22 protein-coding genes are annotated in these 21,976 nt (G+C 62.3%); 12 read left to right on the top strand and 10 right to left on the bottom strand.

Annotated features, from left to right (window positions below; all coding sequences use genetic code 11):
* Nucleotides 1-12: 12 nt before the first annotated feature.
* A complete protein-coding gene (locus B3397_RS12550; RefSeq protein ID WP_296250464.1) occupies nucleotides 13-1,011 on the top strand; it encodes an NAD-dependent epimerase/dehydratase family protein in 999 nt (332 codons plus the stop codon).
* Nucleotides 1,012-1,112: 101 nt separating this feature from the next.
* Nucleotides 1,113-1,964, top strand: coding sequence for an ATPase (locus tag B3397_RS12545; RefSeq protein WP_296250463.1), 852 nt, complete (start codon nucleotides 1,113-1,115; stop codon nucleotides 1,962-1,964).
* A 117-nt stretch (nucleotides 1,965-2,081) separates the two neighbouring features.
* Here the strand turns inward: B3397_RS12545 and B3397_RS12540 are convergent, their stop codons facing one another.
* Nucleotides 2,082-3,131, bottom strand: a complete 1,050-nt coding sequence (locus B3397_RS12540) for an alkene reductase (protein WP_296250460.1) — start codon at nucleotides 3,129-3,131, stop codon at nucleotides 2,082-2,084.
* A gap of 89 nt (nucleotides 3,132-3,220) precedes the next feature.
* Nucleotides 3,221-3,523 carry an ArsR/SmtB family transcription factor gene (locus B3397_RS12535; RefSeq protein ID WP_296250459.1) on the bottom strand — a complete coding sequence of 101 codons (303 nt, stop codon included), beginning with the start codon at nucleotides 3,521-3,523 and terminating at the stop codon, nucleotides 3,221-3,223.
* Nucleotides 3,524-3,679: 156 nt separating this feature from the next.
* Between B3397_RS12535 and B3397_RS12530 the strand changes: the two genes are divergently transcribed.
* Nucleotides 3,680-4,252 carry an ACP phosphodiesterase gene (locus B3397_RS12530; RefSeq protein ID WP_296250457.1) on the top strand — a complete coding sequence of 191 codons (573 nt, stop codon included), beginning with the start codon at nucleotides 3,680-3,682 and terminating at the stop codon, nucleotides 4,250-4,252.
* A gap of 25 nt (nucleotides 4,253-4,277) precedes the next feature.
* Here the strand turns inward: B3397_RS12530 and B3397_RS12525 are convergent, their stop codons facing one another.
* Complete coding sequence (locus B3397_RS12525; protein ID WP_296250455.1) at nucleotides 4,278-5,048, bottom strand: lysophospholipid acyltransferase family protein; 771 nt, start codon at nucleotides 5,046-5,048, stop codon at nucleotides 4,278-4,280.
* Nucleotides 5,048-5,803: an L-ornithine N(alpha)-acyltransferase gene (gene olsB, locus B3397_RS12520; protein ID WP_296250453.1), complete on the bottom strand. Its 756-nt coding sequence runs from the start codon at nucleotides 5,801-5,803 to the stop codon at nucleotides 5,048-5,050. Before olsB ends, B3397_RS12525 begins: the two co-directional genes overlap by 1 nt.
* 231 nt (nucleotides 5,804-6,034) lie before the next feature.
* On the opposite strand from olsB, the gene B3397_RS12515 reads away from it, so the two are divergent.
* The 4 genes from B3397_RS12515 (at nucleotide 6,035) to sbcB (ending at nucleotide 10,349) form a co-directional block, all read left to right on the top strand.
* Entirely contained in the window at nucleotides 6,035-7,114 is a 1,080-nt protein-coding gene (locus B3397_RS12515; RefSeq protein ID WP_296250451.1) for a serine hydrolase domain-containing protein, read from the top strand.
* Nucleotides 7,111-7,440, top strand: coding sequence for an amidase (locus tag B3397_RS12510; RefSeq protein ID WP_296250449.1), 330 nt, complete (start codon nucleotides 7,111-7,113; stop codon nucleotides 7,438-7,440). Before B3397_RS12515 ends, B3397_RS12510 begins: the two co-directional genes overlap by 4 nt.
* 252 nt (nucleotides 7,441-7,692) lie before the next feature.
* Nucleotides 7,693-8,850 (top strand): phospholipase D-like domain-containing protein, encoded by a 1,158-nt coding sequence (locus B3397_RS12505; protein ID WP_296250447.1) that lies wholly within the window; start codon nucleotides 7,693-7,695, stop codon nucleotides 8,848-8,850.
* Between the two features lie 62 nt (nucleotides 8,851-8,912).
* Nucleotides 8,913-10,349, top strand: coding sequence for an exodeoxyribonuclease I (sbcB, locus tag B3397_RS12500; RefSeq protein WP_296250445.1), 1,437 nt, complete (start codon nucleotides 8,913-8,915; stop codon nucleotides 10,347-10,349).
* Between the two features lie 69 nt (nucleotides 10,350-10,418).
* On the opposite strand, the gene mvaT is transcribed toward sbcB, so the two are convergent.
* On the bottom strand, nucleotides 10,419-10,799 hold the full coding sequence (gene mvaT / locus B3397_RS12495; RefSeq protein WP_296250443.1) for a histone-like nucleoid-structuring protein MvaT: 381 nt from the start codon (nucleotides 10,797-10,799) through the stop codon (nucleotides 10,419-10,421).
* 323 nt (nucleotides 10,800-11,122) lie between these two features.
* Here mvaT and purU point away from each other — a divergent pair, with 323 nt between their 5' ends.
* Together purU and B3397_RS12485 are read left to right on the top strand one after the other, a co-directional pair.
* Nucleotides 11,123-11,974 carry a formyltetrahydrofolate deformylase gene (purU, locus tag B3397_RS12490; RefSeq protein ID WP_296250441.1) on the top strand — a complete coding sequence of 284 codons (852 nt, stop codon included), beginning with the start codon at nucleotides 11,123-11,125 and terminating at the stop codon, nucleotides 11,972-11,974.
* 6 nt (nucleotides 11,975-11,980) lie between these two features.
* Entirely contained in the window at nucleotides 11,981-12,145 is a 165-nt protein-coding gene (locus tag B3397_RS12485; protein WP_296250439.1) for a hypothetical protein, read from the top strand.
* A 44-nt stretch (nucleotides 12,146-12,189) separates the two neighbouring features.
* Here the strand turns inward: B3397_RS12485 and B3397_RS12480 are convergent, their stop codons facing one another.
* The 3 genes from B3397_RS12480 to B3397_RS12470 are packed head-to-tail and all read right to left on the bottom strand — an operon-like array spanning nucleotide 12,190 to nucleotide 15,033.
* Complete coding sequence (locus B3397_RS12480) at nucleotides 12,190-13,185, bottom strand: lysylphosphatidylglycerol synthase transmembrane domain-containing protein (protein WP_296250438.1); 996 nt, start codon at nucleotides 13,183-13,185, stop codon at nucleotides 12,190-12,192.
* The gene (locus B3397_RS12475; RefSeq protein WP_296250541.1) at nucleotides 13,182-13,943 is read right to left on the bottom strand and encodes a polysaccharide deacetylase family protein; all 762 of its coding nucleotides are present in this window, start codon (nucleotides 13,941-13,943) and stop codon (nucleotides 13,182-13,184) included. The genes B3397_RS12480 and B3397_RS12475 overlap by 4 nt, the downstream gene beginning before the upstream one ends.
* Nucleotides 13,936-15,033 carry a glycosyltransferase family 4 protein gene (locus B3397_RS12470; RefSeq protein ID WP_296250538.1) on the bottom strand — a complete coding sequence of 366 codons (1,098 nt, stop codon included), beginning with the start codon at nucleotides 15,031-15,033 and terminating at the stop codon, nucleotides 13,936-13,938. The genes B3397_RS12475 and B3397_RS12470 overlap by 8 nt, the downstream gene beginning before the upstream one ends.
* Before the next feature lie 204 nt (nucleotides 15,034-15,237).
* Between B3397_RS12470 and B3397_RS12465 the strand changes: the two genes are divergently transcribed.
* Complete coding sequence (locus B3397_RS12465; protein WP_296250436.1) at nucleotides 15,238-16,713, top strand: helicase HerA-like domain-containing protein; 1,476 nt, start codon at nucleotides 15,238-15,240, stop codon at nucleotides 16,711-16,713.
* Nucleotides 16,714-16,965: 252 nt separating this feature from the next.
* Here B3397_RS12465 and B3397_RS12460 read toward each other — a convergent pair whose 3' ends face one another.
* Together B3397_RS12460 and B3397_RS12455 are read right to left on the bottom strand one after the other, a co-directional pair.
* A complete protein-coding gene (locus tag B3397_RS12460; protein ID WP_296250435.1) occupies nucleotides 16,966-18,438 on the bottom strand; it encodes an inorganic phosphate transporter in 1,473 nt (490 codons plus the stop codon).
* 337 nt (nucleotides 18,439-18,775) lie between these two features.
* Nucleotides 18,776-18,976 (bottom strand): hypothetical protein, encoded by a 201-nt coding sequence (locus B3397_RS12455; protein WP_296250434.1) that lies wholly within the window; start codon nucleotides 18,974-18,976, stop codon nucleotides 18,776-18,778.
* A gap of 438 nt (nucleotides 18,977-19,414) precedes the next feature.
* Here B3397_RS12455 and pcaR point away from each other — a divergent pair, with 438 nt between their 5' ends.
* Both pcaR and B3397_RS12445 read left to right on the top strand, forming a co-directional pair.
* Nucleotides 19,415-20,257: a pca regulon transcriptional regulator PcaR gene (pcaR, locus tag B3397_RS12450; protein ID WP_296250536.1), complete on the top strand. Its 843-nt coding sequence runs from the start codon at nucleotides 19,415-19,417 to the stop codon at nucleotides 20,255-20,257.
* Nucleotides 20,258-20,488: 231 nt separating this feature from the next.
* Nucleotides 20,489-21,835, top strand: coding sequence for an MFS transporter (locus B3397_RS12445; RefSeq protein ID WP_296250433.1), 1,347 nt, complete (start codon nucleotides 20,489-20,491; stop codon nucleotides 21,833-21,835).
* Nucleotides 21,836-21,976 lie beyond the last annotated feature (141 nt).

Raw genomic sequence — 21,976 nt, 5'->3', positions numbered from 1 at the left:
ACGGAGCAACTGATGAAAATTCTGGTCACCGGTGCAAGTGGCTTCATAGGCGGTCGCTTCGCGCGCTTCGCCCTGGAGCAGGGCTTGCAGGTGCGGGTCAATGGTCGCCGCAGCGAAGGCGTCGAGCACCTGGTACGCCGTGGCGCGCAGTTCGTCCAGGGTGACCTGCTGGACGCCGACCTGGCCAAGCGCCTGTGCATCGGCGTCGACGCCGTGGTGCATTGCGCCGGGGCCGTGGGCACCTGGGGCACGCGTGAGCACTTCCATCAGGGCAACGTTCAGGTCACCGAAAATATCGTGGAAGCCTGCCTCAAGGAGCAGGTGCGACGTCTGGTGCACCTTTCCACACCCTCGATCTACTTCGACGGTCGTGACCATCTGGGCATCAAGGAAGCCGAAGTGCCCAAGCGTCTGCGCGGCCACTACGCACAGACCAAGTACATCGCCGAACAGAAAGTATTCGGTGCCGCCGAGTTCGGCCTGGAAACCATTGCCTTGCGGCCGCGCTTCGTCACCGGGGCCGGTGATGTCAGCCTGTTCCCCCGCTTGCTGAACATGCAGCGCAAGCAGCGCCTGGCGATTGTCGGCGACGGTTTGAACAAGGTCGACTTCACCAGCGTACAGAACCTCAATCAGGCCTTGTTCAGTGCCCTGCAGGCGGATGACTCAGCCCTGTACAAGGCCTACAACATCAGCAACGGCGCACCCATCCCGCTGTGGGACGTGATCAACTACGTGATGCGCCGGATGGAATTGCCCCAGGTACGTCGCTATCGTGCCTATGGCCTGGCGTACGGCGCCGCTGCGCTCAATGAAGCGGCGTGCCTGCTCTGGCCGGGGCGCCCGGAGCCCAGCCTGTCACGGGTGGGGGTGCAGGTGATGAACAAGGATTTCACCTTGGACATTGCTCAGGCCAGGCATTATCTGGACTATCAGCCCAGTGTCAGCCTATGGTCGGCCGTGGACGAATTCTGCGCCTGGTGGAAGGCTCAAGACACAACCGGTCACTGATTGATGTGCCGTCTGGCCCGAGCGCAGGCGATCAGAGCAGGCTGTTGCGAGGGTATACTCGGCGCACCTGGCCATTACCGTGCAACACAAAGGTTCTTCCCATGCGCAAAGATGCTTCAGACGACTTCGACGATAACTTGCCGAGCCTGCGTGGCAATACCCGCGATGACGATGACCCTTTCGAATCCGTAGCCAACTCGCGTCATCGTGAGCCGGATGCCGTGTATTCGCGGACCAGTCCGGTGGTGCGGGTCAAGGCGCCGAGCACCGGTGCCTTGTGGGCATTGATCGGCGCCTTGTTCATAGCGTTGGGTGGATTGGGTTGGTGGAGTTTCCAGCAGATCAACCTGATGGAGCAGCAATTGGTGGCCACCCAGGAGAGCTTCGCGCGCATCAGCGAGGAAGCGGCCGGGCGCTTGCAGGACATCAGTGGCAAGGTCGCCAATACCCAGTCCAGTGCCATGTCGGGCAGCGAGGCGTTGAAGCTGCAGTTGCAGCAGTTGCAGACCCGGCTTGACGAGCAAAGCCAGCAGCAGACGGGCGTTGCAGGGCAGCAGAGCAGTTTGCAGAGTCGTGTCGAGCAGGCGGTCAGCCAGGCGGCTGCCCAGCAGGCGCTGAATGAGCAGTTGCAGGCCCAGTTGAAGACGCTGGCAACGGACTTCGCCACCCTCAAGTCCGCTCAGCTCGACCAAGGCAAGCTCGACGCCCGCTTCGAAAGCCTGGGCAACGACGTGGCGGCGCTGAAGAAACAGGGCAATCCCAGCGCCCAGATCGAGCGGCTGGAGCAGGATCTGATCGTGCTCAAGAGCGAGCAGGACAATCGCCCGGCGGCGGCCAGCGGGCCTAGCAACGGCGAGTTCGATGCGTTCCGCGGGCAGACCACACGCAGCCTGACGACGTTGCAGAGCCAGGTGCAGAATCTGCAGCAGCAGATCAATCAGCGGCGTCAGTAGTAGGGTTGTTGGTAGGCAGGGTTGGCCTGTTCGCGGCTTCACGCCGCTCCTACAGAGGGACTCAGTTCCTGTAGGAGCGGCGTACAGCCGCGAATAGGCCAAACCTGCCAACGCGAATCACATCCGCGGATAATCCAGATACCCCGCCGCGCCCTTGGCGTAGAACGTCTCGGGATGAGGCTCATTCAACGGCGCATCGGCTTTCAGACGTTCCGGCAAATCGGGGTTGGCGATGTACGGCACACCGAATGCCACGGCATCCGCGGTGCCATTGGCTAGTGCAGCATTGGCCGACGCCTTGTCGAACTTCTCGTTGACGATGTAAGGGCCGCCGAAAGCGTCACGCAGTTGCGCTGCCAGGCTGTCATCGGCCTCCTTCTCGCGGGCACAGATGAACGCGATGCCGCGCTTGCCCAATTCACGGGCAATGTAGGTGAAGGTTTCGCCACGGTTCTGATCGCCCATGTCGTGCAGGTCGGCGCGCGGCGACAGGTGCATGCCGACACGGTCGGCACCCCACACCTCAACCACTGCATCGGTCACTTCCAGCATCAGGCGCGCGCGGTTTTCCAGCGAGCCACCGTAGGCGTCGGTGCGCTGGTTGGTGCTGCTCTGCAGGAACTGGTCGAGCAGGTAGCCGTTGGCACCGTGGATTTCCACGCCGTCGAAACCCGCAGCCTTGGCGTTCTCGGCACCCACGCGGTACGCCTCGACGATGTCCGCGATCTCAGCGGTTTCCAGCGCGCGAGGCGTTTCGAAACCGGTGATTGGCCGAACCAGGCTGACGTGGCCAGCCGCTGCGATGGCGCTTGGCGCCACTGGCAGTTCACCGTCCAGGTAGGTGGAATGGGAGATACGCCCCACGTGCCACAGCTGCAACATGATGCGGCCACCGGCGGCATGGACGGCTTTGGTCACGTTGGCCCAGCCGCGCACCTGGTCATTGGACCAGATGCCGGGGGTGTCGGGGTAGCCTACGCCCATGGGCGACACCGAGGTGGCCTCACTGAGGATCAGCCCGGCACTGGCCCGCTGCACGTAGTACTCGGCCATCATGGCATTGGGCACCCGGCCGGCATCGGCGCGGCAGCGGGTCAGCGGGGCCATGATGATGCGGTTCGGCAGCTCCAGGGCGCCAAGCTTTATGGGGTCGAAAAGCGTAGTCATCTATCTAACCTCTGTCAGTGAGTAGGGTCGCCAGAGCCACGCAGGCTCGGCTGAAATAACGGGTGCAGGTGAAGATCATCGACCGCCAGTCAGAGCTGTTCGCTCATTTGCGCCAGAAAGGCCTGGATGACCTCTTCGTTGCGCCTGAAGAAATGCCATTGGCCCACCTTCTTGCTGCTGATCAATCCAGCCCGCTGCAAAGTCGCCAGGTGAGCAGACACGGTGGACTGCGAGAGCCCGCAGCGCTGATCGATCTGACCGGCGCAGACCCCGTTCTCGATGCTGTGATACTGATCGGGGAAATGCCCCTGAGGGTCTTTCAGCCAGACCAGAATCTCCCGGCGTACGGGGTGGGACAGGGCTTTTATTATGTCGTCGAGATCAAGGGGCATGAGCGGCTCGGTGTCTGTCGCGATTGCTTATATCGGTATGGACCGAAATATATATCTGTAGTTCGCGATATACAAATATGAATCCGTGCTAATCCGATAGTCAATCGCTATATCGGGTTATAACGATACGTTGCCAATGGTGCTAAGCTGCCGCTCATGAATTATCTCGCACACCTGCACCTGGGCGGCCCGTCCCCCGAGCAAATGCTCGGCAGCCTTTATGGGGACTTCGTCAAAGGGCGGCTGGACGGACGTTTTCCGCCCGCCGTGCTGGCCGGTATTCAACTGCATCGGCGCATCGACGCCTACACCGATAGCCACCCCATCGTTCAGCGCGCGATCGGCCGCTTCCCCGCCGAGCGCCGCCGCTATGCCGGCATCGTGGTGGATGTGTTCTTCGATCATTGCCTGGCCCGGCACTGGCATGCGTATGTCGATGAGCCGTTGGATGCATTTACCGGGCGGGTGTACGACGTACTGGCTGCGGAGCCCGAATTGCCCGGCCGCCTGGCAGCGGTTGCGCCCTACATGATTGCCGATGACTGGCTGGGCTCGTACCGGGATTTTCGCGTGATAGGGCAGGTATTGCAGGGCATTTCCCGACGCTTGTCCAAACCAGAGGGCTTGGCTGGGGCCATCCATGAGGTGCAGGCGCTGTATGAGCCATTGACCGAGGATTTTCGCGAGTTCTATCCGGTATTGCAGGAGGCCGTGGCGGATTTGCGGTGACCGACCGGCACCGCGTCCACCTTGATCACGCCGCTCGCCGTACCTCTTCCACCTCGCCGAACAGCGCCATGCGCACCGCTTCCTGGGCTTCATACGCCAGCGCCGCGCGCTCCTTGCCGACACTGGCAATCGGCGTCAACACCTGAACTCGCACCTCGGCGCGCTCCTGCTCGAACAGGCGCAGCAGGTGCGACAGCAGGTCGTCTTCGCCCACGAACGGCGCGATCGAGTCCGCTTCACCGTCCCGCACATAACGGATGGCGATGGGCAACACAGGCACGCCGGCATCGATGGCACTGGCCAGCAACCGACCGTGGAAGGTGCGCAGCGAGCGACCGTCAGTGGTGGTGCCTTCGGGGAAAATCATCAGGTCGTGGCCGCTTTGCAGGTGTTGGGTCATTTGCCGGCGTATGTGCTGGCTGTCGCCCGCGCCACGGCGAATGAACAGCGTGCCGGCTTTCAGGGCCAGCCAACCGGCCACCGGCCAGGTGCGTACCTCGGCCTTGGACAGGAACGATAACGGCGCCAGCATCCCCAGCACTGGAATATCGGTCCAGGACACATGGTTGCCGACCCACAGCATGGGCGCCCTGGGCATGTCGCCTTGCACATGGACCTTGAAGGGCAGGGCGTTGCTCAGCCGTGCCATGAAAAACCGCGACCAACGTTGTCGGCGATAGGTGGGGTTGCGCAGGCCGAGGCGCTCGTACAGGCTGAATACGCCTGCCATGGCCAGCCCCAGAGCCACCACCAGCAAGAGCCGCACGACGCGCCCGTACAGGCGCCAGCGCTTCATTACACCGCCGCCTTGAAGTGGCGTGCGTAGCGCGGACACAGGTCGTCGCGCTTGAGCAGGATGAACACGTCGGCGACCTGGAAGTCCTGGTCCCAGCACGGCTCGCCGCAGATTTTCGCGCCCAGGCGCATGTAGGCCTTGAGCAGCGGCGGCATTTCGGCAATGACGTTGCCGGGAATGTCCAGGGAGGGCAGGGGTGTTTTCGGCTCGGCCCGCAGGTGTTCGGTGCACAGGTAGCGCTCACGCAGGCGCTGCATGATCGCCTGGGCCTGTACGCCGCCATCCTGCATGGGAATGCTGGCGCAGCCCATCAGGTAGCTGTAGCCACCCTGGTTGAGCACCTCGGCCAGTTCGCCCCAGAGCACGGCGATGGTGCCGCCGTTGCGATACGCCGGGTCGACGCAGGTGCGGCCGATCTCCAGGATCGGCCCCTTGAGGTGGCGCAGGCCGTGCAGGCTGAATTCCTCTTCGCTGTAGAATCGGCCCAGGCTGCTGGCGGCCTGGTGGTCGAGCAGTCGGGTGGTAGCCACCAGGCGGCCGGTGGCCAGGTCACGCACGCCGATGTGTTGGCAGTGAAGATCGTAGTCGTCCATGTCCAGGCCCTGCTCGGCGCCCTTGAGCTTGGCGTTGAACTCACCGCTGAACACTGCAAAGCGCAACGCCTGGGCTTCCTGCAAGGCTTGCGGGCCGAGCAGACGTTCGGCTTGCAGACGGCGTTCGGTACGGGTGTCGCCAGCGCGTGCGATCTGAGTCATTGCAAGTCTCCAAATACCAGCCAGGGAAGAGCGGCCGGTCAGCTGTGTTGGGCAAGCTCAGCCTAGGAACACCCGGTGTCATCACCATTACGCTTTAGTGATGCTTGTATGACAGGGAAACAGGCACCCCCGCGCCGATGGTGTCGCCTGCAAGGCTGCACAACTCTTTGTCCGATCGACTGTCATACACCCGCCGCACACTCGCTCCTGTTCCTTTCATGAGTCATCCGAATGCCGCGTTTGCTTGTCCTGCTGACCCTCTTGCTGACCACCGCGGTAAGCCGTGCCGAGTCCTGGCCGCAGGCGCAATGGAGCGAGGCACTTGCGCCCACTTCACCGGCGATCGAGCAACTGGAGCGCTATGCCTTTCCCGCACGCAACGATGCTACCCGCGAGGGCGTGCGCACCGACGCCCTGCTGGTGGTCCGCGATGGCCAGGTGGTGTATGAGCGCTACGCCGCGCCGACCCGGGCGAGCACCGCGCATTCGACCTGGTCCATGAGCAAAAGCCTGTTGGCCACCGTGCTCGGCGTAGCCTTTGGCGAGGGCCGCTTTCATCTGCAGGACTCGGCGGCCGACTACTACCAGCCGCTGAACCAGCACCGCGATATCCGCTTGCAGGACCTGCTGCACTGGGCGTCCGGTCTGGACTGGCAGGAAGACTACGAGTACGCCCCGCTCGACTCTTCGGTGGTGGCCATGCTCTATACCCGGGGGCGGCGCGACATGGCGGCGTACGCGGCCAGCCATGGTCGCGCGGCTGCCCCAGGCAAGGTGTTTCTCTATTCCAGCGGCGACAGCAATCTGCTCGCTGCGGCGCTGCGCAACATGGTCGGCATCCACGATTACCCCAACTATCCCTGGCAAGCCCTGTTCGACCCCTTGGGTATCCACAGTGCGGTGTGGGAAACCGATGCCAGCGGCACCTTCGTCGCGTCGTCCTATGCCTACCTCACGGCCCGCGACCTTGCTCGGGTTGGTCTGCTGATGCAGCGCGATGGGCAGTGGCAAGGGCAGCAACTGCTGCCCCGGGCCTGGGTGGAGTTCAACCGCACGCCTTTCGCCCCCAGCGCTGATCAACCCGGCGAAGCCGCGGCTGGGGGGCACTGGTGGCTCAACAGCAACGGCGCCTGGCCGAGCGCACCCCGTAGCACTTTTGCAGCGCTCGGCCATTGGGGCCAGGCGCTGTATGTGCTGCCCGAGCAGAAACTGGTGGTGGTGCGCTATGCCGACGACCGGGACGGCAGCTATCGGCATGACGAATTGCTGCGCCAGGTGTTGCTCGCTTTCGGCGGGAAGGGCGCGCCATGAACCCGAGCAAGCATCCCTGGTTGAGCATCAGCCTCGTTGCCCTGATCGCGGCCACGGTCTGGCTGTGGCAGGAACGCACCCAGTTGTTGGCCTTTCCGGACATTCTGAGCGCCTACTCGGCGAAGGAATATTGCTCGTGCCGCTATGTGATGGAGCACAGCGGCGAATACTGCCAGGGGTACGTCAAGCAGTACCTGCCGTTGAGCAGCCTCGTGGAGGATGCGGACCAGCGTCGTGTCGTGGCTTCGGGGCTGGGACGAAGCAATACGGCCGCCTGGGTGGGGCCACGCCAGGGGTGCCGTTTGATACCGGGGGATGGCGGGTGAGGTGGGGTGTCGGTGCGGGCCTCATCGCGGGTAGAACCCGCTCCCACAGTGGAGCGGCGACTGCTCACCGCAATTGGCGGGGTAAATATGCCCCTGTGGGAGCGGGTTCTACCCGCGATGACGGCCACATTGGCAACCCTCCTACAACAGTTGCCCACCATGAAACATCCAGTTACTGTCCCTTCACCTTGACACCAGGACCCTCTATGCCTCGCCTGAATTCCGACCTGCACACCTGCGAGGCCTGTTGAGATGGCCGGTGCCATATTCCCCTGGCGCAACAGCAGCCAGTTCGAACTGTTGATCGACGGTCCGCAGTTCTTCCCCCGCATGATCGAACGCATTGCCCAGGCCCAGCGCCATATCGATCTTGAACTGTATCTGGTTGAGGCGGGCGGCTGCGCCCAGGCGATGGTCGATGCGCTGCAGGCCGCTGCGCAGCGAGGCGTCAGCGTGCGCTGCCTGTTCGATCACTATGGCTCGCTGGCGTTTACCGCTGCGTTGCGTGAGCAGTTGCAAACGGCCGGCGTGGAGTTGCGTTTCTATAACCCCATCCGCTGGCGCCGCGGACTGCGCAACCTCTATCGCGATCATCGCAAACTGCTGGTGATCGATCAGGAATGGGCCATGGTCGGCGGTACGGGCGTGACGGATCAGTTCTGGCGGCCGGGGGAAGCGGTCAGCGAGTGGCATGAGGTGATGGTGGCGATCAGCGGCTCCCTGGTCAGCGACTGGCAGATGCTGTTCGACCGTCAGTGGCGCGCCAACCTGCGCCGCACTGCCTGGCGGCCGCCCACCCATTTCGGCCTGCCGCGGGTGCCGCCCATGCCCGAACGGGGCGAGGGCATGGGCCGTGTGGCCTATGCCGATGCCCGCCAGCATCGCGACATCCTGCAGTCGCTGGTGCGCGCGCTGAACAGCGGGCAACGGCGCATCTGGCTGGCCACCCCGTATTTTCTGCCGACCTGGAAAGTCCGCCGCTCATTGCGTCGCGCCGCCAGTCGTGGCGTCGATGTGCGCCTGCTGCTCACCGGTCCGCGCACCGATCACCCGTCGGTGCGCTATGCCGGGCACAACTACTACCCCAAGCTGCTGCGGGCCGGGGTGAAGATATTCGAGTACCAGCCCTGCTTCCTGCATCTGAAGATGGTACTGGTGGACGACTGGGTGAGCGTAGGCTCGTGCAACTTCGATCACTGGAACCTGCGCTTCAATCTGGAGGCGAACCTTGAGGCGGTGGATCCACACCTGGCCCAGGCCGTGGAGCGCAGCTTCGTCACCGACTTTCACGCCAGCCGTCAGATCAGTCTGGGGGACTGGAAGCGCCGACCGATCTGGCGGCGTGTCCAGCAGCGTATCTTCGGCTGGCTCGACCGGTTGAGCGTGGCGCTGTTTCGACGCCGCGGCTGATCCGGTGGCCCTCTACACAGGCAGCCTCTAAACTGGCGGGCTAATGCGCACAGGACAAGCCCGTGAATTCCAGCATCTTCTGGTACGACTACGAAACCACCGGCATCAATCCGCGCTGCGACCGGCCGTTGCAGGTGGCCGGTATCCGTACGGATCTGCAGCTCAATGAAATCGATGCGCCGGTCAACCTCTACTGTCAGCCCAGCGACGACATCCTGCCCCATCCTGCGGCGTGCATGATCACCGGCATCACGCCTCAGCGCCTCGAGGAGCAAGGGCTGAGCGAGGCTGACTTCATGACCCGGGTGCACGCCCAGTTGGCGGCGCCCGGTACCTGCGGTGCCGGCTACAACACGCTGCGCTTCGATGACGAAATGACGCGCTACAGCCTCTACCGCAATTTTTTCGACCCCTACGCCCGAGAGTGGCAGGGCGGCAACAGCCGCTGGGATTTGATCGACGTCGTTCGTGCCGCCTATGCACTGCGCCCCGAGGGCATCGAATGGCCCGAGCAGGAGGGTCGCGTCAGCATGCGCCTGGAATTACTGACCGCCGCCAATGGCATCGATCACGGTCAGGCGCACGATGCCTTGTCTGATGTAAGGGCTACCATTGCACTTGCCCGGTTGATTCGTGAAAAGCAACCACGGCTGTATGAGTGGTTGTTTCAACTGCGCAGCAAACACAAGGTCATGGAACATATCCAACTGTTAGCGCCGATGGTGCATATCTCTGGTCGTTTTTCAGCGGCGCGTCACTATGCCGGTGTTGTGCTGCCATTGGCCTGGCACCCGAAAAATCGTAATGCGTTGATCGTGTGTGACCTGCACGACGATCCGCAGTCGTTCATCGAGGAAAGTGCCGAGACTTTGCGACAGCGTATGTACAAACGCCGAGACGCGCTGCTGGAGAATGAAACGCCGGTGCCTTTGAAACTTATTCATATCAATCGCTGCCCGGTGATTGCGCCGCTCAAGGTATTGCGCGACAGCGACTGGCAACGCTTGGGCATGGATAAAGCGCTCTACTCAGCCCGCGCCTTGCGTCTAGCCGATGCGCAACACCACTGGCGTGAAAAAATACCGGTGTTGTATGGCGACGCCGAGTTTGGCTCGAATGCAGACCCAGAGCAGCAGTTGTACGAAGGCTTTATCAATGATCGGGATCGGCTGCTGTGTGAACGTGTGCGCACCTTGGACCCGGAGCAGTTGGGTAATGAACAATGGATGTTCGATGATGAACGCTTGCCAGAACTTTTGTTTCGCTACCGCGCTCGCAACTTCCCACACACGTTGAAACAACCAGAGATCGAACGCTGGTCAAGCTTTTGTCAGCAACGCCTCCGCGATCCGGCCCTCGGAGCGCCCCATACCCTGCAAGCCTTTGAGGCCGCCCTGCAGGAATGCGCTGCCAGGGCAACGCCCACTCAATTGCAGGTATTGCAACGGTGGGAGATGTACGCCAAACAATTACAGGCGCGCTTGGGAATGTCCCGCTAAACACAAATGGGCAGGCACAAAAAAACGCCAGCAAGCTGGCGTTTTCTTCAAGCTACAACGGGCGAGCGATTAGCCCAACAGCGTTGCCCAGCTTTCGACGACGTCACCGCCCCACTTGGCTTTCCACTCTTTCAGGGTTTTGTGGTTGCCACCTTTGGTCTCGATCACTTCACCGTTGTGCGGATTCTTGTACTGTTTGACTTTACGTGCGCGCTTGGTGCCAGGGGCTTTAACCGCAACATTGCGCGGTGCCTTGTTCAACTTGGCCTCAGGATCCAGCAGGGCGATGATATCGCGCAGAGATTTCTGATATTCGCCCATCAGGGTGCGCAATTTGCCTTCGAATTCCAGCTCGGTTTGCAGTTTGTCGTCTTGCGACAGATTTTTCAGCCGAGCCTGCAACTCTTTGATGGCTTCTTCTGTGGCGCGGTATTCGTTGATCAGGGACATGAGGCTACCTTAGGAATGCAGGGTGTTTATGGAAACAGTGGGCCAATAATAATCTTCCGCCTTGTTCAAGTAAACATTTAACCGGCCTGTAGGGTTTTTTTCTGCGCCCAATAAAGTGAGGGTCGTCTGAGTTCTTGTTCATGTTGCTGATTGTCTCAAGCCTTATTTAATACCTTTCGCTGATCGGCGCAACAAAGGGGCCGCCGGACGCCGTGGGTTAATCGCACACGGGCCGCAATCACAAAACCCTTCAATGATTACTGCAGGTTTGCCCGACAGCCGCTAGAATGGCGGCCTTTGCGAAGTTTCTGGAGTTTCAACACATGCGCACTTTTCGGCTGGTGACCGCTTGCCCGGACCGCGTTGGCATTGTTGCCAAGGTCAGCCATTTTCTGGCGTCCCACAACGGCTGGATCACTGAATCGAATCATCACTCCGACGATCAGAACGGTTGGTTCTTCATGCGCCACGAGATCCGCGCAGACACCCTGCCGTTCGATATCGACGCGTTTCGCGAGGCGTTCGCGCCGATCGCCGAAGAGTTTGCGATGGAGTGGCGTGTCACCGATACCGCACAGAAAAAACGTGTGGTGCTGATGGCCAGCCGTGAATCGCACTGCCTGGCCGACCTGCTGCACCGCTGGCACAGCGACGAACTGGATTGCGACATTGCCTGCGTGATCTCCAACCACGATGACCTGCGCAGCATGGTCGAATGGCATGGCATTCCCTACTACCACGTCCCGGTGGACCCCAAGGACAAGCAGCCGGCGTTCGCCGAGGTGTCGCGCCTGGTCGACCATCATCAGGCGGACGTGGTGGTGCTGGCCCGCTACATGCAAATCCTGCCGCCGCAGTTGTGCCAGGCCTATGCCGGCAAGGTCATCAACATCCACCACAGCTTCTTGCCGTCGTTCGTCGGCGCCAAGCCTTACCATCAGGCCTCGATGCGCGGAGTCAAGCTGATCGGCGCGACCTGCCATTACGTCACCGAAGAGCTGGACGCCGGCCCGATCATCGAGCAGGACGTGGTGCGTGTCAGTCACAGCGACAGCATCGAGGACATGGTGCGATTCGGCCGTGACGTCGAGAAGATGGTATTGGCCCGCGGCCTGCGCTATCACCTCGAGGATCGCGTGTTGGTGCACGGCAACAAGACTGTCGTGTTCAGCTGATCCGCCATGGCCGACCCCCTCGACAAAGCCACTTCCACAGCCCCGCCGGTGATCGGCGAGGGGTGTGCGAGTCGGTACGATCCCGAGGCCCTGGACGAGGAAGACGGCACCGAGTTTCCGGGTGCCGAGGCGCTGTGGCAGCAGGAGCTGGGTGGGGATCCCGCCGAGTGATGCAGGACGGCTTTGGCAGCTGGCAGCCGCGCCTGCATCCAGGCTCAGGCTTGCCGGGTGCGCAACAGCTTGTTCAGTAGCGGCTTGCCCAGTAACGCCACGAACACCGGTCCACCGGCTATCAGGTAGAAATAGTAGGTTACCAGTCGCCAGATCAGGATCGCGGCGGCGGCGGTGGATTTGCCCACCATCGGCGCCAGCATGGCCGCGCTGGTCAACTCCGCCGCCCCGGCACCGCCCGGCAACAGACTGAACTGTCCGGCACTGAGCGACAGCATTTGAATCAGGAAACTCCACGCCCAGTCCACTTGGCTGCCGAGCCCTTGCAGGGTGAAATACAGCACGCTGTAACGCAGTGTCCAGTGGATGCAGGTCAGGGCGAACACTTGCGCCAGTACACGCCTGGGCAGTTTGAAGTTATCGGCGAACGCCTCCAGAAAGTGCAACAGCTTGCGCGCCCAGCGCCGCCGCGTATCGGCTTTCACGCGCATCAGCGCCAGCAGGCGCCCGTTGACGCGAATCACCCGCCGATGGCACCTGGCCAATAACACACAGCCCACCAGGGCACCGGCCATCAGCAAGCCGCTGATCAACAACATGCTCTCCAGGTTGCGGTTCAGGTTATTGAACAGGGCATAGATGAGGATGCCCACCAGCGCGCAGAAGAAGAACATCAGGTCGTTCAACTGATCCATGGCGAATGCGGCACTGGTCTTGGCCGGGCGAATCCCATGCCGCCCCAGCAGCGCCAGCAGGGTCAGTGGCGCGCCGCTGCCGCCCGGTGTCGCGCAGTAGGCGAATTCGGCGGCCATCACCACCCCCACGGTTTTCACGCGCCCGATGTTGGCGGCCTGCTCGGCCAGCAGCAGCCGCAGGCGCATGGCATTGACCACCCAACCCACGCAGATCATGCCGAACATGCCCAGCAGGAGCCACAAGGAGAACCCGCGCAGTTGCTGCAACATGTCGGTGCCGCCCAGTACCAGGGGGATCAGCACGGCAACGACGATGGCGATCACCAGCCATACCATCCGGCTCATGCGGCGGACCGCGCGGATGCATGCTGGCTGAGCCAGAGGTGCTTGACCACCGGCCGACGGCCCTGCCGGATCAGGCGCTGCAGCGTGTCGAACCAGTACTGGCGGGAGTAGGCGTGACGCATGTCGACCGGGTGCAGACCCAGGCGAATACAGGATGCCGCTTGCAGTTGGCTTTCGCGCCAGTCGCTGAAGACTTTCGAAAGGCCACGACGCCAGGCACTGCCAGCGCTCCAGACCAACCCTGGAACACTAACGGGGGAAAAATCCGGTAGCTGATAAAGATGCTGCGGATCGCTGGTGTAGAGCAGCGAGGACTCGCGCAAAGCCTGGCGAGTGCCGGGGCTCATCAGCCAAGCCGGCGCTACGAAGCCGTGCAGCGGCCAGCCGCACCGATGGAACAGGCGTTGACCCGCCTCCAGGCGCTCGGCGGCGTTGGTGTGGTCAAGCGTGTAAAACTCACCTTCCCAGGTGTAGAGGCGGCGCATGAAGTAGTCTCGCGGGTTGGTCGGTGCAGGGCCATCGTCGGCGTGATAATAACCGTGCAACGCCAATTCGTCGCCACGCGCGACCCGCTGATCGAGCAAACGGCAGAAATCCGGCGCGTGTTCGAGCGGATTGTTGTGGTGAAAGTCGGGGACCACCAGGAAGGTCATAGGGATTGCCCCCAGGGCATCGACTGCCTCCACGAACGGCTGATAATCGGGCCAGGTCTGCGGCGAGACATCGTGCAGGACCAGCATTACATGGCGCTCATCCATGAGCGGCACGCAGGGCAAAGTCCTGCGTCCCAAGCACCGCGCGGTAATGCTGCAGCAGGCCGTCGACCACAGTGTCCCACCCGTAATGCCGCTCGGCGTGCTCGCGCGCTTGCACACCGAAGCTGGCCGGCCCCGCCTCGAACAACTCGCCGACGGCTTTGGCCAGGGCCTTGCCATCGTTGGGCCGACAGAGCATCCCGCAGTGGCTGGGCAGCAACTCGGGGAAAGCACCGGCGGCCACCGCCACTACCGGCACACCACTGGCCATGGCCTCCAGGACCACCAGGCCAAAGGTTTCCCGATCACCGGCATGGACCAGGGCATCGGCACTGGCCATCAGCCTGGCCACTTCGACGCCATCGCGAAACTGGCGCAGCACGGTAACGTTGTCCGGCACTTGCAGCGGCATGTTGGAACCTACCAGCAGCAAGTGGTAGGGCGAGCCCAGGCGACGGGCGCAGTCCAGCAGTACCGGCAGATTCTTCTCCTTGGCGCCACGGCCGGCAAAGATCAACAGACGACTGTCCTCGGCAATGCCCAGTTGTTGCCTCAGTTGCGGGTCGCGGCGCCGTGGGTGGAAACGCTGCAGGTCCACGCCCAAAGGTTGCACGTGGACATTGCGCACCCCCAGCTTGCGCAGCTTGTGTGCCATCACCTGGCTGGGCGCCAGCACCCGGTCGAAGTGACCGTAGAGCTTGCTGATGTAGGCCTCCACGTTAGGCGTGAACCACGGACCCATGCGGTTGGCCACCAGCAGCGGCAGGTCCGAGTGATAGAAGCCGATCACCGGCACCTGTAGCTGTCGCCGTGCGCCCAGCGCCGCCCAGGCCGTCAGGTAGGGATCGCCGACTTCGATGAGGTCCGGCTGCAACTCGCGCAGCGTATTGCGCCACGGTGCCTGACGCACAGGGAAGCGATAGCCGCGACCGAAGGGCAGGGCAGGGGACGGCACATGGTAGATACCGTCTTCACAACTGAAGTCGCTACCGGGAATCAGCAGGCTATGACGCACCCCGAGGCGCTCGCCCAGCCGGCGATGCTTGGCATCCAGATAGGTACGTACGCCGCCACTGGCGGGGGCATAGAACATGGTGATGTCAGCAATGTGCACGGGGTGTTCCTCGGTGTGCCTGCATGAATTGACTATGGACGCGAGGCGACGTTCTATCCACCCGGCGCAACGGGGAGGTGCGCACGCTCATCATCTCGGGCAGCAGTGGGTGAATTACGGGCAGATAAAGCGGTTTCGCATTACGCTGGGCATACTCGACTCAAACGCCAGCAGAGGTGCGCTATGACGGATGCCAGCAAACTGTGGTTCGGTGCCGATCCGGACGGTCAACCCATTGGCCAGGATCTGCGCCTGGCCAACCGCCATGGCCTGATTGCCGGCGCTACCGGGACCGGCAAGACGGTAACGCTGCAACGTCTGGCCGAAGCCTTCAGTGAAGCCGGGGTGGCGGTGTTCGCTGCCGACATCAAGGGCGACCTGTGCGGGCTGGGAGCGGCGGGCAGTCCCGAGGGCAAGATCGCCGAGCGCATTGCCCAGATGCCCTGGTTGAAGTTCACACCGCAGGCCTGCCCGGTGACCTTGTGGGATATCCACGGGCAGTCGGGCCATCCGCTGCGCACGACCTTGACTGAGATGGGCCCGCTGCTGCTGGGCAGCTTGCTGGAACTGACCGACAGTCAGCAGTCGGCGTTGTATGCAGCGTTCAAGGTGGCCGACCGTGAAGGGCTGTTGCTGCTTGACCTGAAGGACCTGAAAGCGCTGCTCAACCACCTCAAGGACAATCCGCAATTGCTGGGTGATGACAGCGCCTTGATGACCACTGGGTCCACCCAGGCGTTGTTGCGGCGCCTGGCAACCCTGGAACAGCAGGGCGCCGAAGCCCTGTTCGGCGAACCGGCGCTGCAACTCGAGGATATCTTGCGACCGGGGGCCGATGGTCGCGGGCAGATTCACCTGCTGGACGCCAGTCGCCTCGTCCACGAGGCGCCGAAGGTGTATGCAACGTTCCTGCTGTGGTTGCTTGCCGAGCTGTTCGAGCAGTTGCCCGAGCGCGGCGATGCCGACAAGCCGCTGCTGGCGTTGTTTTTCGACGAGGCCCATCTGTTGTTCAATGGCACGCCGCAGGCGCTTCAGGATCGCCTGGAGCAAGTGGTGCGGCTGATTCGCTCCAAGGGCGTGGGTGTGTACTTCGTCACTCAGTCGCCCAGTGACTTACCGGATGCCGTGCTCGCCCAACTCAGCTTGCGGATTCAGCATGGACTGCGCGCGTTTACCGCCAAGGAGCAGAAGTCCCTGAGGGCAGTGGCTGATGGCTTCAGGCCCAACCCGGCGTTCGATGCCTTGTCGGTGCTCACCGAGTTGGGCACGGGTGAGGCTTTGGTGGGGACGTTGCAGGACAAGGGCACCCCGGCCATGGTGCAACGGGTGATGATCGCGCCTCCGCAGTCGCGTATCGGCCCACTGAGCGATGCGCAGCGGGCGACGCTGATCGAGCGCTCGCCATTGGCGGGACGTTATGACAAGCCGATCGATCGTGAGTCGGCCTACGAGATGCTGATGGCGCGCAAGGTTGCTCCGAACCCAGCGGAAAAATCCGCACCGCCCGAGGCGGGGTTCGCCGACAAGGCGGGGGAATTTCTCAGTGGCGCGGCGGGCCAGGCGTTGAAGTCGGCAATGCGCCAGGCCGCCAATCAGTTTGGCCGGCAACTGGTGCGAGGGTTGATGGGATCGTTGTTGGGGGGCAGCAAGCGTAAGTGAAGCAGGTGCAGTGTGGTGCAGTGCTGGCCCTATCGCGGGTAGAACCCGCTCCCACAGGTCTTCTCCGGCGCTAGACCCATCGTGTGGGAGCGGGTTCTACCCTGGCCCTATCGCGGGTAGAACCTGCCCCCACAGGTGTTCTCCGGCGCTAGACCCATCGTGTGGGAGCGGGTTCTACCCGCGATGAGGCCGGAACGGACACGCACAAAAAAGGCGCCCTGCACAGGCGCCTTTTTCATTGCGGCGGGGCGTTTACCCCACGAACTGACTGGCCAGCCAGAACAGCCCGGCCGCCAGCCCCATCGAGGCCGGCAGGGTCAGCACCCAGGCCAGCATGATGGTGCGTACGGTGCCGCCCTGCAGGCCGCTCTTGTTGGCGACCATGGTGCCCGCTACACCCGAGGACAGGATGTGCGTGGTAGACACCGGCAGACTGAACACATTGGCCGCGCCGATGGCGCAGGCCGTGACGATCTGCGCCGACATGCCCTGGGCATAGGTCATGCCCTGCTTGCCGATCTTCTCGCCAATGGTCAGCACGACGCGCTTCCAGCCCACCATGGTGCCGATGCCCAGTGCCAGCGCAACGGCCAGGATGACCCAGAACGGCGAGTATTCAGTGGTAGCGGTCAGGTCCTTGCGCAGTTTTTCCAGGTCCGATTTCTCGCGGGCATCCAGGACTGGCAACTTGCCGACTTTCTTTGCCGTGTCGTCGAGGCACAACAGGTAACGACGCACTTCGATGCGGTGCTCGGCCGTCAGCGAGTGATAATCCGACACGCCTTGCAGGGTGCCCAGCAGGGCGGCGATGGTCGGCTCGGTCTGCTGGGGATTGCAGCTGAACTTCTCTGGCAGGTCGCCTTGCTGCGCCTTGCCCAGCGCGAGGAACTCACCCAAGGTGGCCTCGTTGCGCTGGTAGAACTGGCTCAGGTGCTGGGTCGCGTCACGGGTGCGTTCGATCTGATAGGTCGTGGCACTCAGATCCAGCACGAACTGCTGAGGGACGATACCGATCAGCACCAGCATGATCAGGCCAATGCCTTTCTGACCATCGTTGGAGCCATGCACGAAGCTCACCGCCATCGCCGACAGCACCAGCACCAGGCGATTCCAGAACGGGGGATGTTTCTTGTCGTCCAGCTTGCGACGCTGTTCCGGGGTCTTGTGCATTTTCGAGGCAGGACGCCACCACTTCAGGCCGATCAGCACCAGCGCGGCTGCAATGAAGCCTGCCAGTGGCGAGAACACCAGCGAGGCGCCAATGTCGATCGCTTTCTGCCAGTTCACGCCATCGCCCAGCGGGATGTCGTTGATCAGGGCGTTGGCCAGACCCACGCCCAGGATCGAGCCGATCAGGGTGTGGGAGCTGGACGCGGGGATACCGAAGTACCAGGTGCCCAGGTTCCAGGTGATCGCCGCGGCGAGCAACGAAAACACCATGGCCAGGCCGTGTCCGGTGTTGACGTTGATCAGCAGCTCCACCGGCAGCAGGTGAACGATGGCATAGGCCACCCCTACACCGCCCAGCAGCACGCCCAGGAAGTTGAAGATACCGGACAGGAACACCGCCAGGTGCGGTGGCATGGCCTTGGTATAAATGACTGTGGCCACCGCGTTGGCGGTGTCATGAAAGCCATTGATGAACTCGAAGGTGAGGACGAACGCCAGTGCCAGGAACAGGCTGACCAGCACCCACGCATCCAGTCCGCTGAATAATTCGATCATGAAGGTTTTGTGACCGGGCCATTGAGGGGGCGCGATTATGCCAGAAAATGCCGAAATTCGAGCCCCCAGGTGCCAGCCGGTTACAACTTCGCAGTCGCGCACGAACGGGGCGCCGTATCGACAACTGACGCTGGGCACGGGGCTGATGCCCGAAAAACCGGGCTGTCGGTCAGGTTTGCCGACTCGTCTCAAGTCGGAAAAAAATAAAACGCCTGTATGAAATTTCCGCCGAGATGACGCAAATATGAAGCGTTTTGACGTCGTCCGGCGTTACCGACCCGGTACACGGGCTGGCGCTTGCAGGGCGCAGGTCAGCCAAGGCGCCAGCACTGGCGTGTCAGGCGCGTTGTTCCTGCAGGTCTTTTTCGATCTTCTGGATCTCTTCTTTGAAAGCCTGATCTCGAATGCTCTCGCGTTTTCGCCAAGGCTTGCGCTCGGGTTCGGGCTGAGCGGCATAGGTGGTGATTTCGCCACCGTAAACTTCCTTGTAACGTTGTTCCTGGCGCTCTAGTTGAGCACGCAGTTCATCTTTCGTCACAGTTTCTTACCTGTCATGTTGTGATCGTTGCGAAGGGGACGGCCAGCGTTTGCGGGTGCAAGACCGCTGCTGGCAGGCGGGACCATTATAGCGCCATGAATACATAACGCGATGGGAACACCCCACTCAATCGTTGCCCCAACTTGTATCAAACCGCTTACCCAAGGTTTGAGCACGAGGTGCTGTATAAGTTTCAGGCGCATTCAATGGCGTAAGTTTTCGGCGCGTGTAGTGTCGTTCGGGTAGTTATTTGTTTACCGCTGAAGCGCGTCGGGTTTTTATCCCGCGCCTGCAAAATGCGCGGGTGGCTTCCGAGCCACGCGGGACTATCGTAACGGATGTTTGCGATTATCGCGCGGTCGTTCGATAATCGAACGCAGTTAGGTCGTCAACGAAGGGTTTCAGCACGCCATGAGTGAAGAAAATAAAAGCAGCGGCATGAACGAGCAACTGCGCCACGCATTCACCTCGTTGGCGCCGCCTATCGTGGCGTCACCCGCCAAGCGTATCCAGGCATTCACCGGCGATCCGGACTTCATGACCTCCCTGGCTCGCGGGCTGGCCGTGGTGCAGGCGTTCCAGGAGCGCAAGCGCCATCTGACCATAGCCCAGATCAGTCATCGTACCGAGATACCGCGAGCGGCCGTACGTCGCTGCCTGCATACGCTGATCAAGCTCGGCTACGCCACCACCGACGGGCGCACGTATTCGCTGTTGCCCAAAGTGCTGACATTGGGCCATGCCTACCTGTCGTCCACGCCACTGGCGGTGTCGGCACAGCCCTACCTGGATCGCATGAGCGAGCAGTTGCACGAGGCCTGCAACATGGCCACGCTGGAGGGCGATGACATCCTCTATATCGCCCGGTCGGCGACCACCCAGCGGCTGATCTCGGTTGACCTGTCGGTCGGCGGGAGGCTGCCGGCCTACTGTACGTCGATGGGGCGGATTCTGTTGGCAGCGCTGGACGATGCGTCCTTGCACGATTACCTGGAGCATGTGGATCTCAAGCCCAAGACCAGCCGCACCCTGACCACTACCGAGGCGCTGTTGCAGTGTTTGCAGGAGGTCCGCCAGCAAGGGTGGTGCATCGTCGATCAGGAACTGGAGCAGGGGCTGCGGTCCATCGCGGTGCCCGTCTACGATGCTTCCGGGCAGGTATTGGCCGCACTGAACGTGAGCACCCATGCCGGACGCGTGACCCGGGCGGAACTCGAACAGCGCTTCATGCCGATCATGCTGGCGGCGAGCCGTGACCTGAGCGCCCAGTTGTTCGCCTGAACCGCGCCTTGCAGGTCCGGCCTCGTTGAGGGTAGTACCCGCTGCTGTGGGAGCGGGTTCTACCCGCGATGGCGCCAGGCCTGCCCTGCACCGGCTGTGCGATCACCGCACAGATCCGTTCCGGGTCAATTGACCACCCATCCATTGCCTCATTAATGTCTTCCGCATCGATTGCGGCCCCCGCAATATCGAGCAACCGACCGTGCACGCACGGCTTCGCGGATAACAATAATGAACCGACCCGACGCTGCTGTAGGAAGCTGCCTGGACGTCCAGGCCTTCATCAACACCCAACCCCTGTCACGCTATCAATGGCGGGTGGTTATCCTCTGTTTTCTGATTGTCTTTCTCGACGGCCTGGACACCGCCGCCATGGGCTTCATCGCGCCGGCCTTGTCCCAGGACTGGGGCATCGATCGCGCCAGCCTGGGCCCGGTGATGAGCGCTGCCCTGATCGGCATGGTCTTCGGCGCCCTGGGCTCCGGCCCGCTGGCCGACCGTTTCGGCCGCAAACTGGTACTGGTGGGCGCGGTCACCGTGTTCGGCGCTTTCAGCCTGGCCTCGGCCTACTGCACCAACGTCGACCAGTTGCTGGTGCTGCGCTTTCTCACCGGTCTGGGCCTGGGCGCGGGCATGCCCAATGCCACCACGCTGCTTTCGGAATACACCCCGGATCGCTTCCGCTCGCTGCTGGTTACCAGCATGTTCTGTGGCTTCAACCTGGGCATGGCCGGCGGGGGTTTCATTTCGGCCAAGCTGATCCCGGCCTATGGCTGGCACAGCCTGCTGCTGCTCGGTGGCGTACTTCCGCTGATACTGGCCGCAGTGCTGCTGGTCTGGCTGCCCGAGTCGGCGCGCTACCTGGTGGTGCGCGGCAAGGGCACCGACCGTGTCAGACGCACACTGGCCCCGATAGCACCCGCCATCGTCGCTCAGGCCGGCAGCTTCAGCGTTCCAGAGCAAAAGACGGTCAAGGCGCGCAACGTCTTCGCGGTGATCTTTTCCGGTACCTACAGCACGGGCACGCTGCTGCTCTGGTTGACCTACTTCATGGGCCTGGTGATCGTCTATCTGCTGACCAGTTGGTTGCCTACGCTGATGCGCGACAGCGGCGCCAGCATGGAGCAGGCGGCCTTCATCGGTGCGCTGTTCCAGTTCGGCGGGGTGTTGAGTGCCGTAGGTGTGGGCTGGGCCATGGACCGTTTCAACCCGCACAAGGTCATTGGCACGTTCTACCTGCTGGCGGGCGTATTTGCCTACGCCGTGGGCCAGAGTCTGGGCAACATCACGTTGCTGGCGACCCTGGTCCTGATCGCCGGCATGTGCGTCAACGGCGCGCAATCGGCGATGCCGTCGCTGGCCGCGCGCTTCTACCCGACGCAAGGGCGAGCCACCGGTGTGTCCTGGATGCTGGGCATCGGTCGCTTCGGCGCGATTCTCGGTGCCTGGATGGGCGCTACGCTGCTTGGGCTAGGCTGGAACTTCGAACAGGTGCTTACCGCGCTGGTGATACCTGCCGCGCTGGCCACCACCGCCGTGGTGATCAAGGGCATGGTCAGCCACGCAGATGCGACGTAGGGGTCGCGCTGCATCGTGCCCGGGGGCGCCGTTATGGGTAACCAAGCGCCCTTCAAACCGTGTTCGATTACCGAACGAATAGTCGATTATCGGATTGTCCCGCTCGGTGGACGGGCATAACCTGTCACCACAAGACATTCC

The organism is Pseudomonas sp. UBA4194 (assembly GCF_002379585.1).
GTDB lineage: Bacteria > Pseudomonadota > Gammaproteobacteria > Pseudomonadales > Pseudomonadaceae > Aquipseudomonas.
Note: the sequence above shows the minus strand (reverse complement) of the source record. Positions and strands in the feature narration are given on the sequence as shown.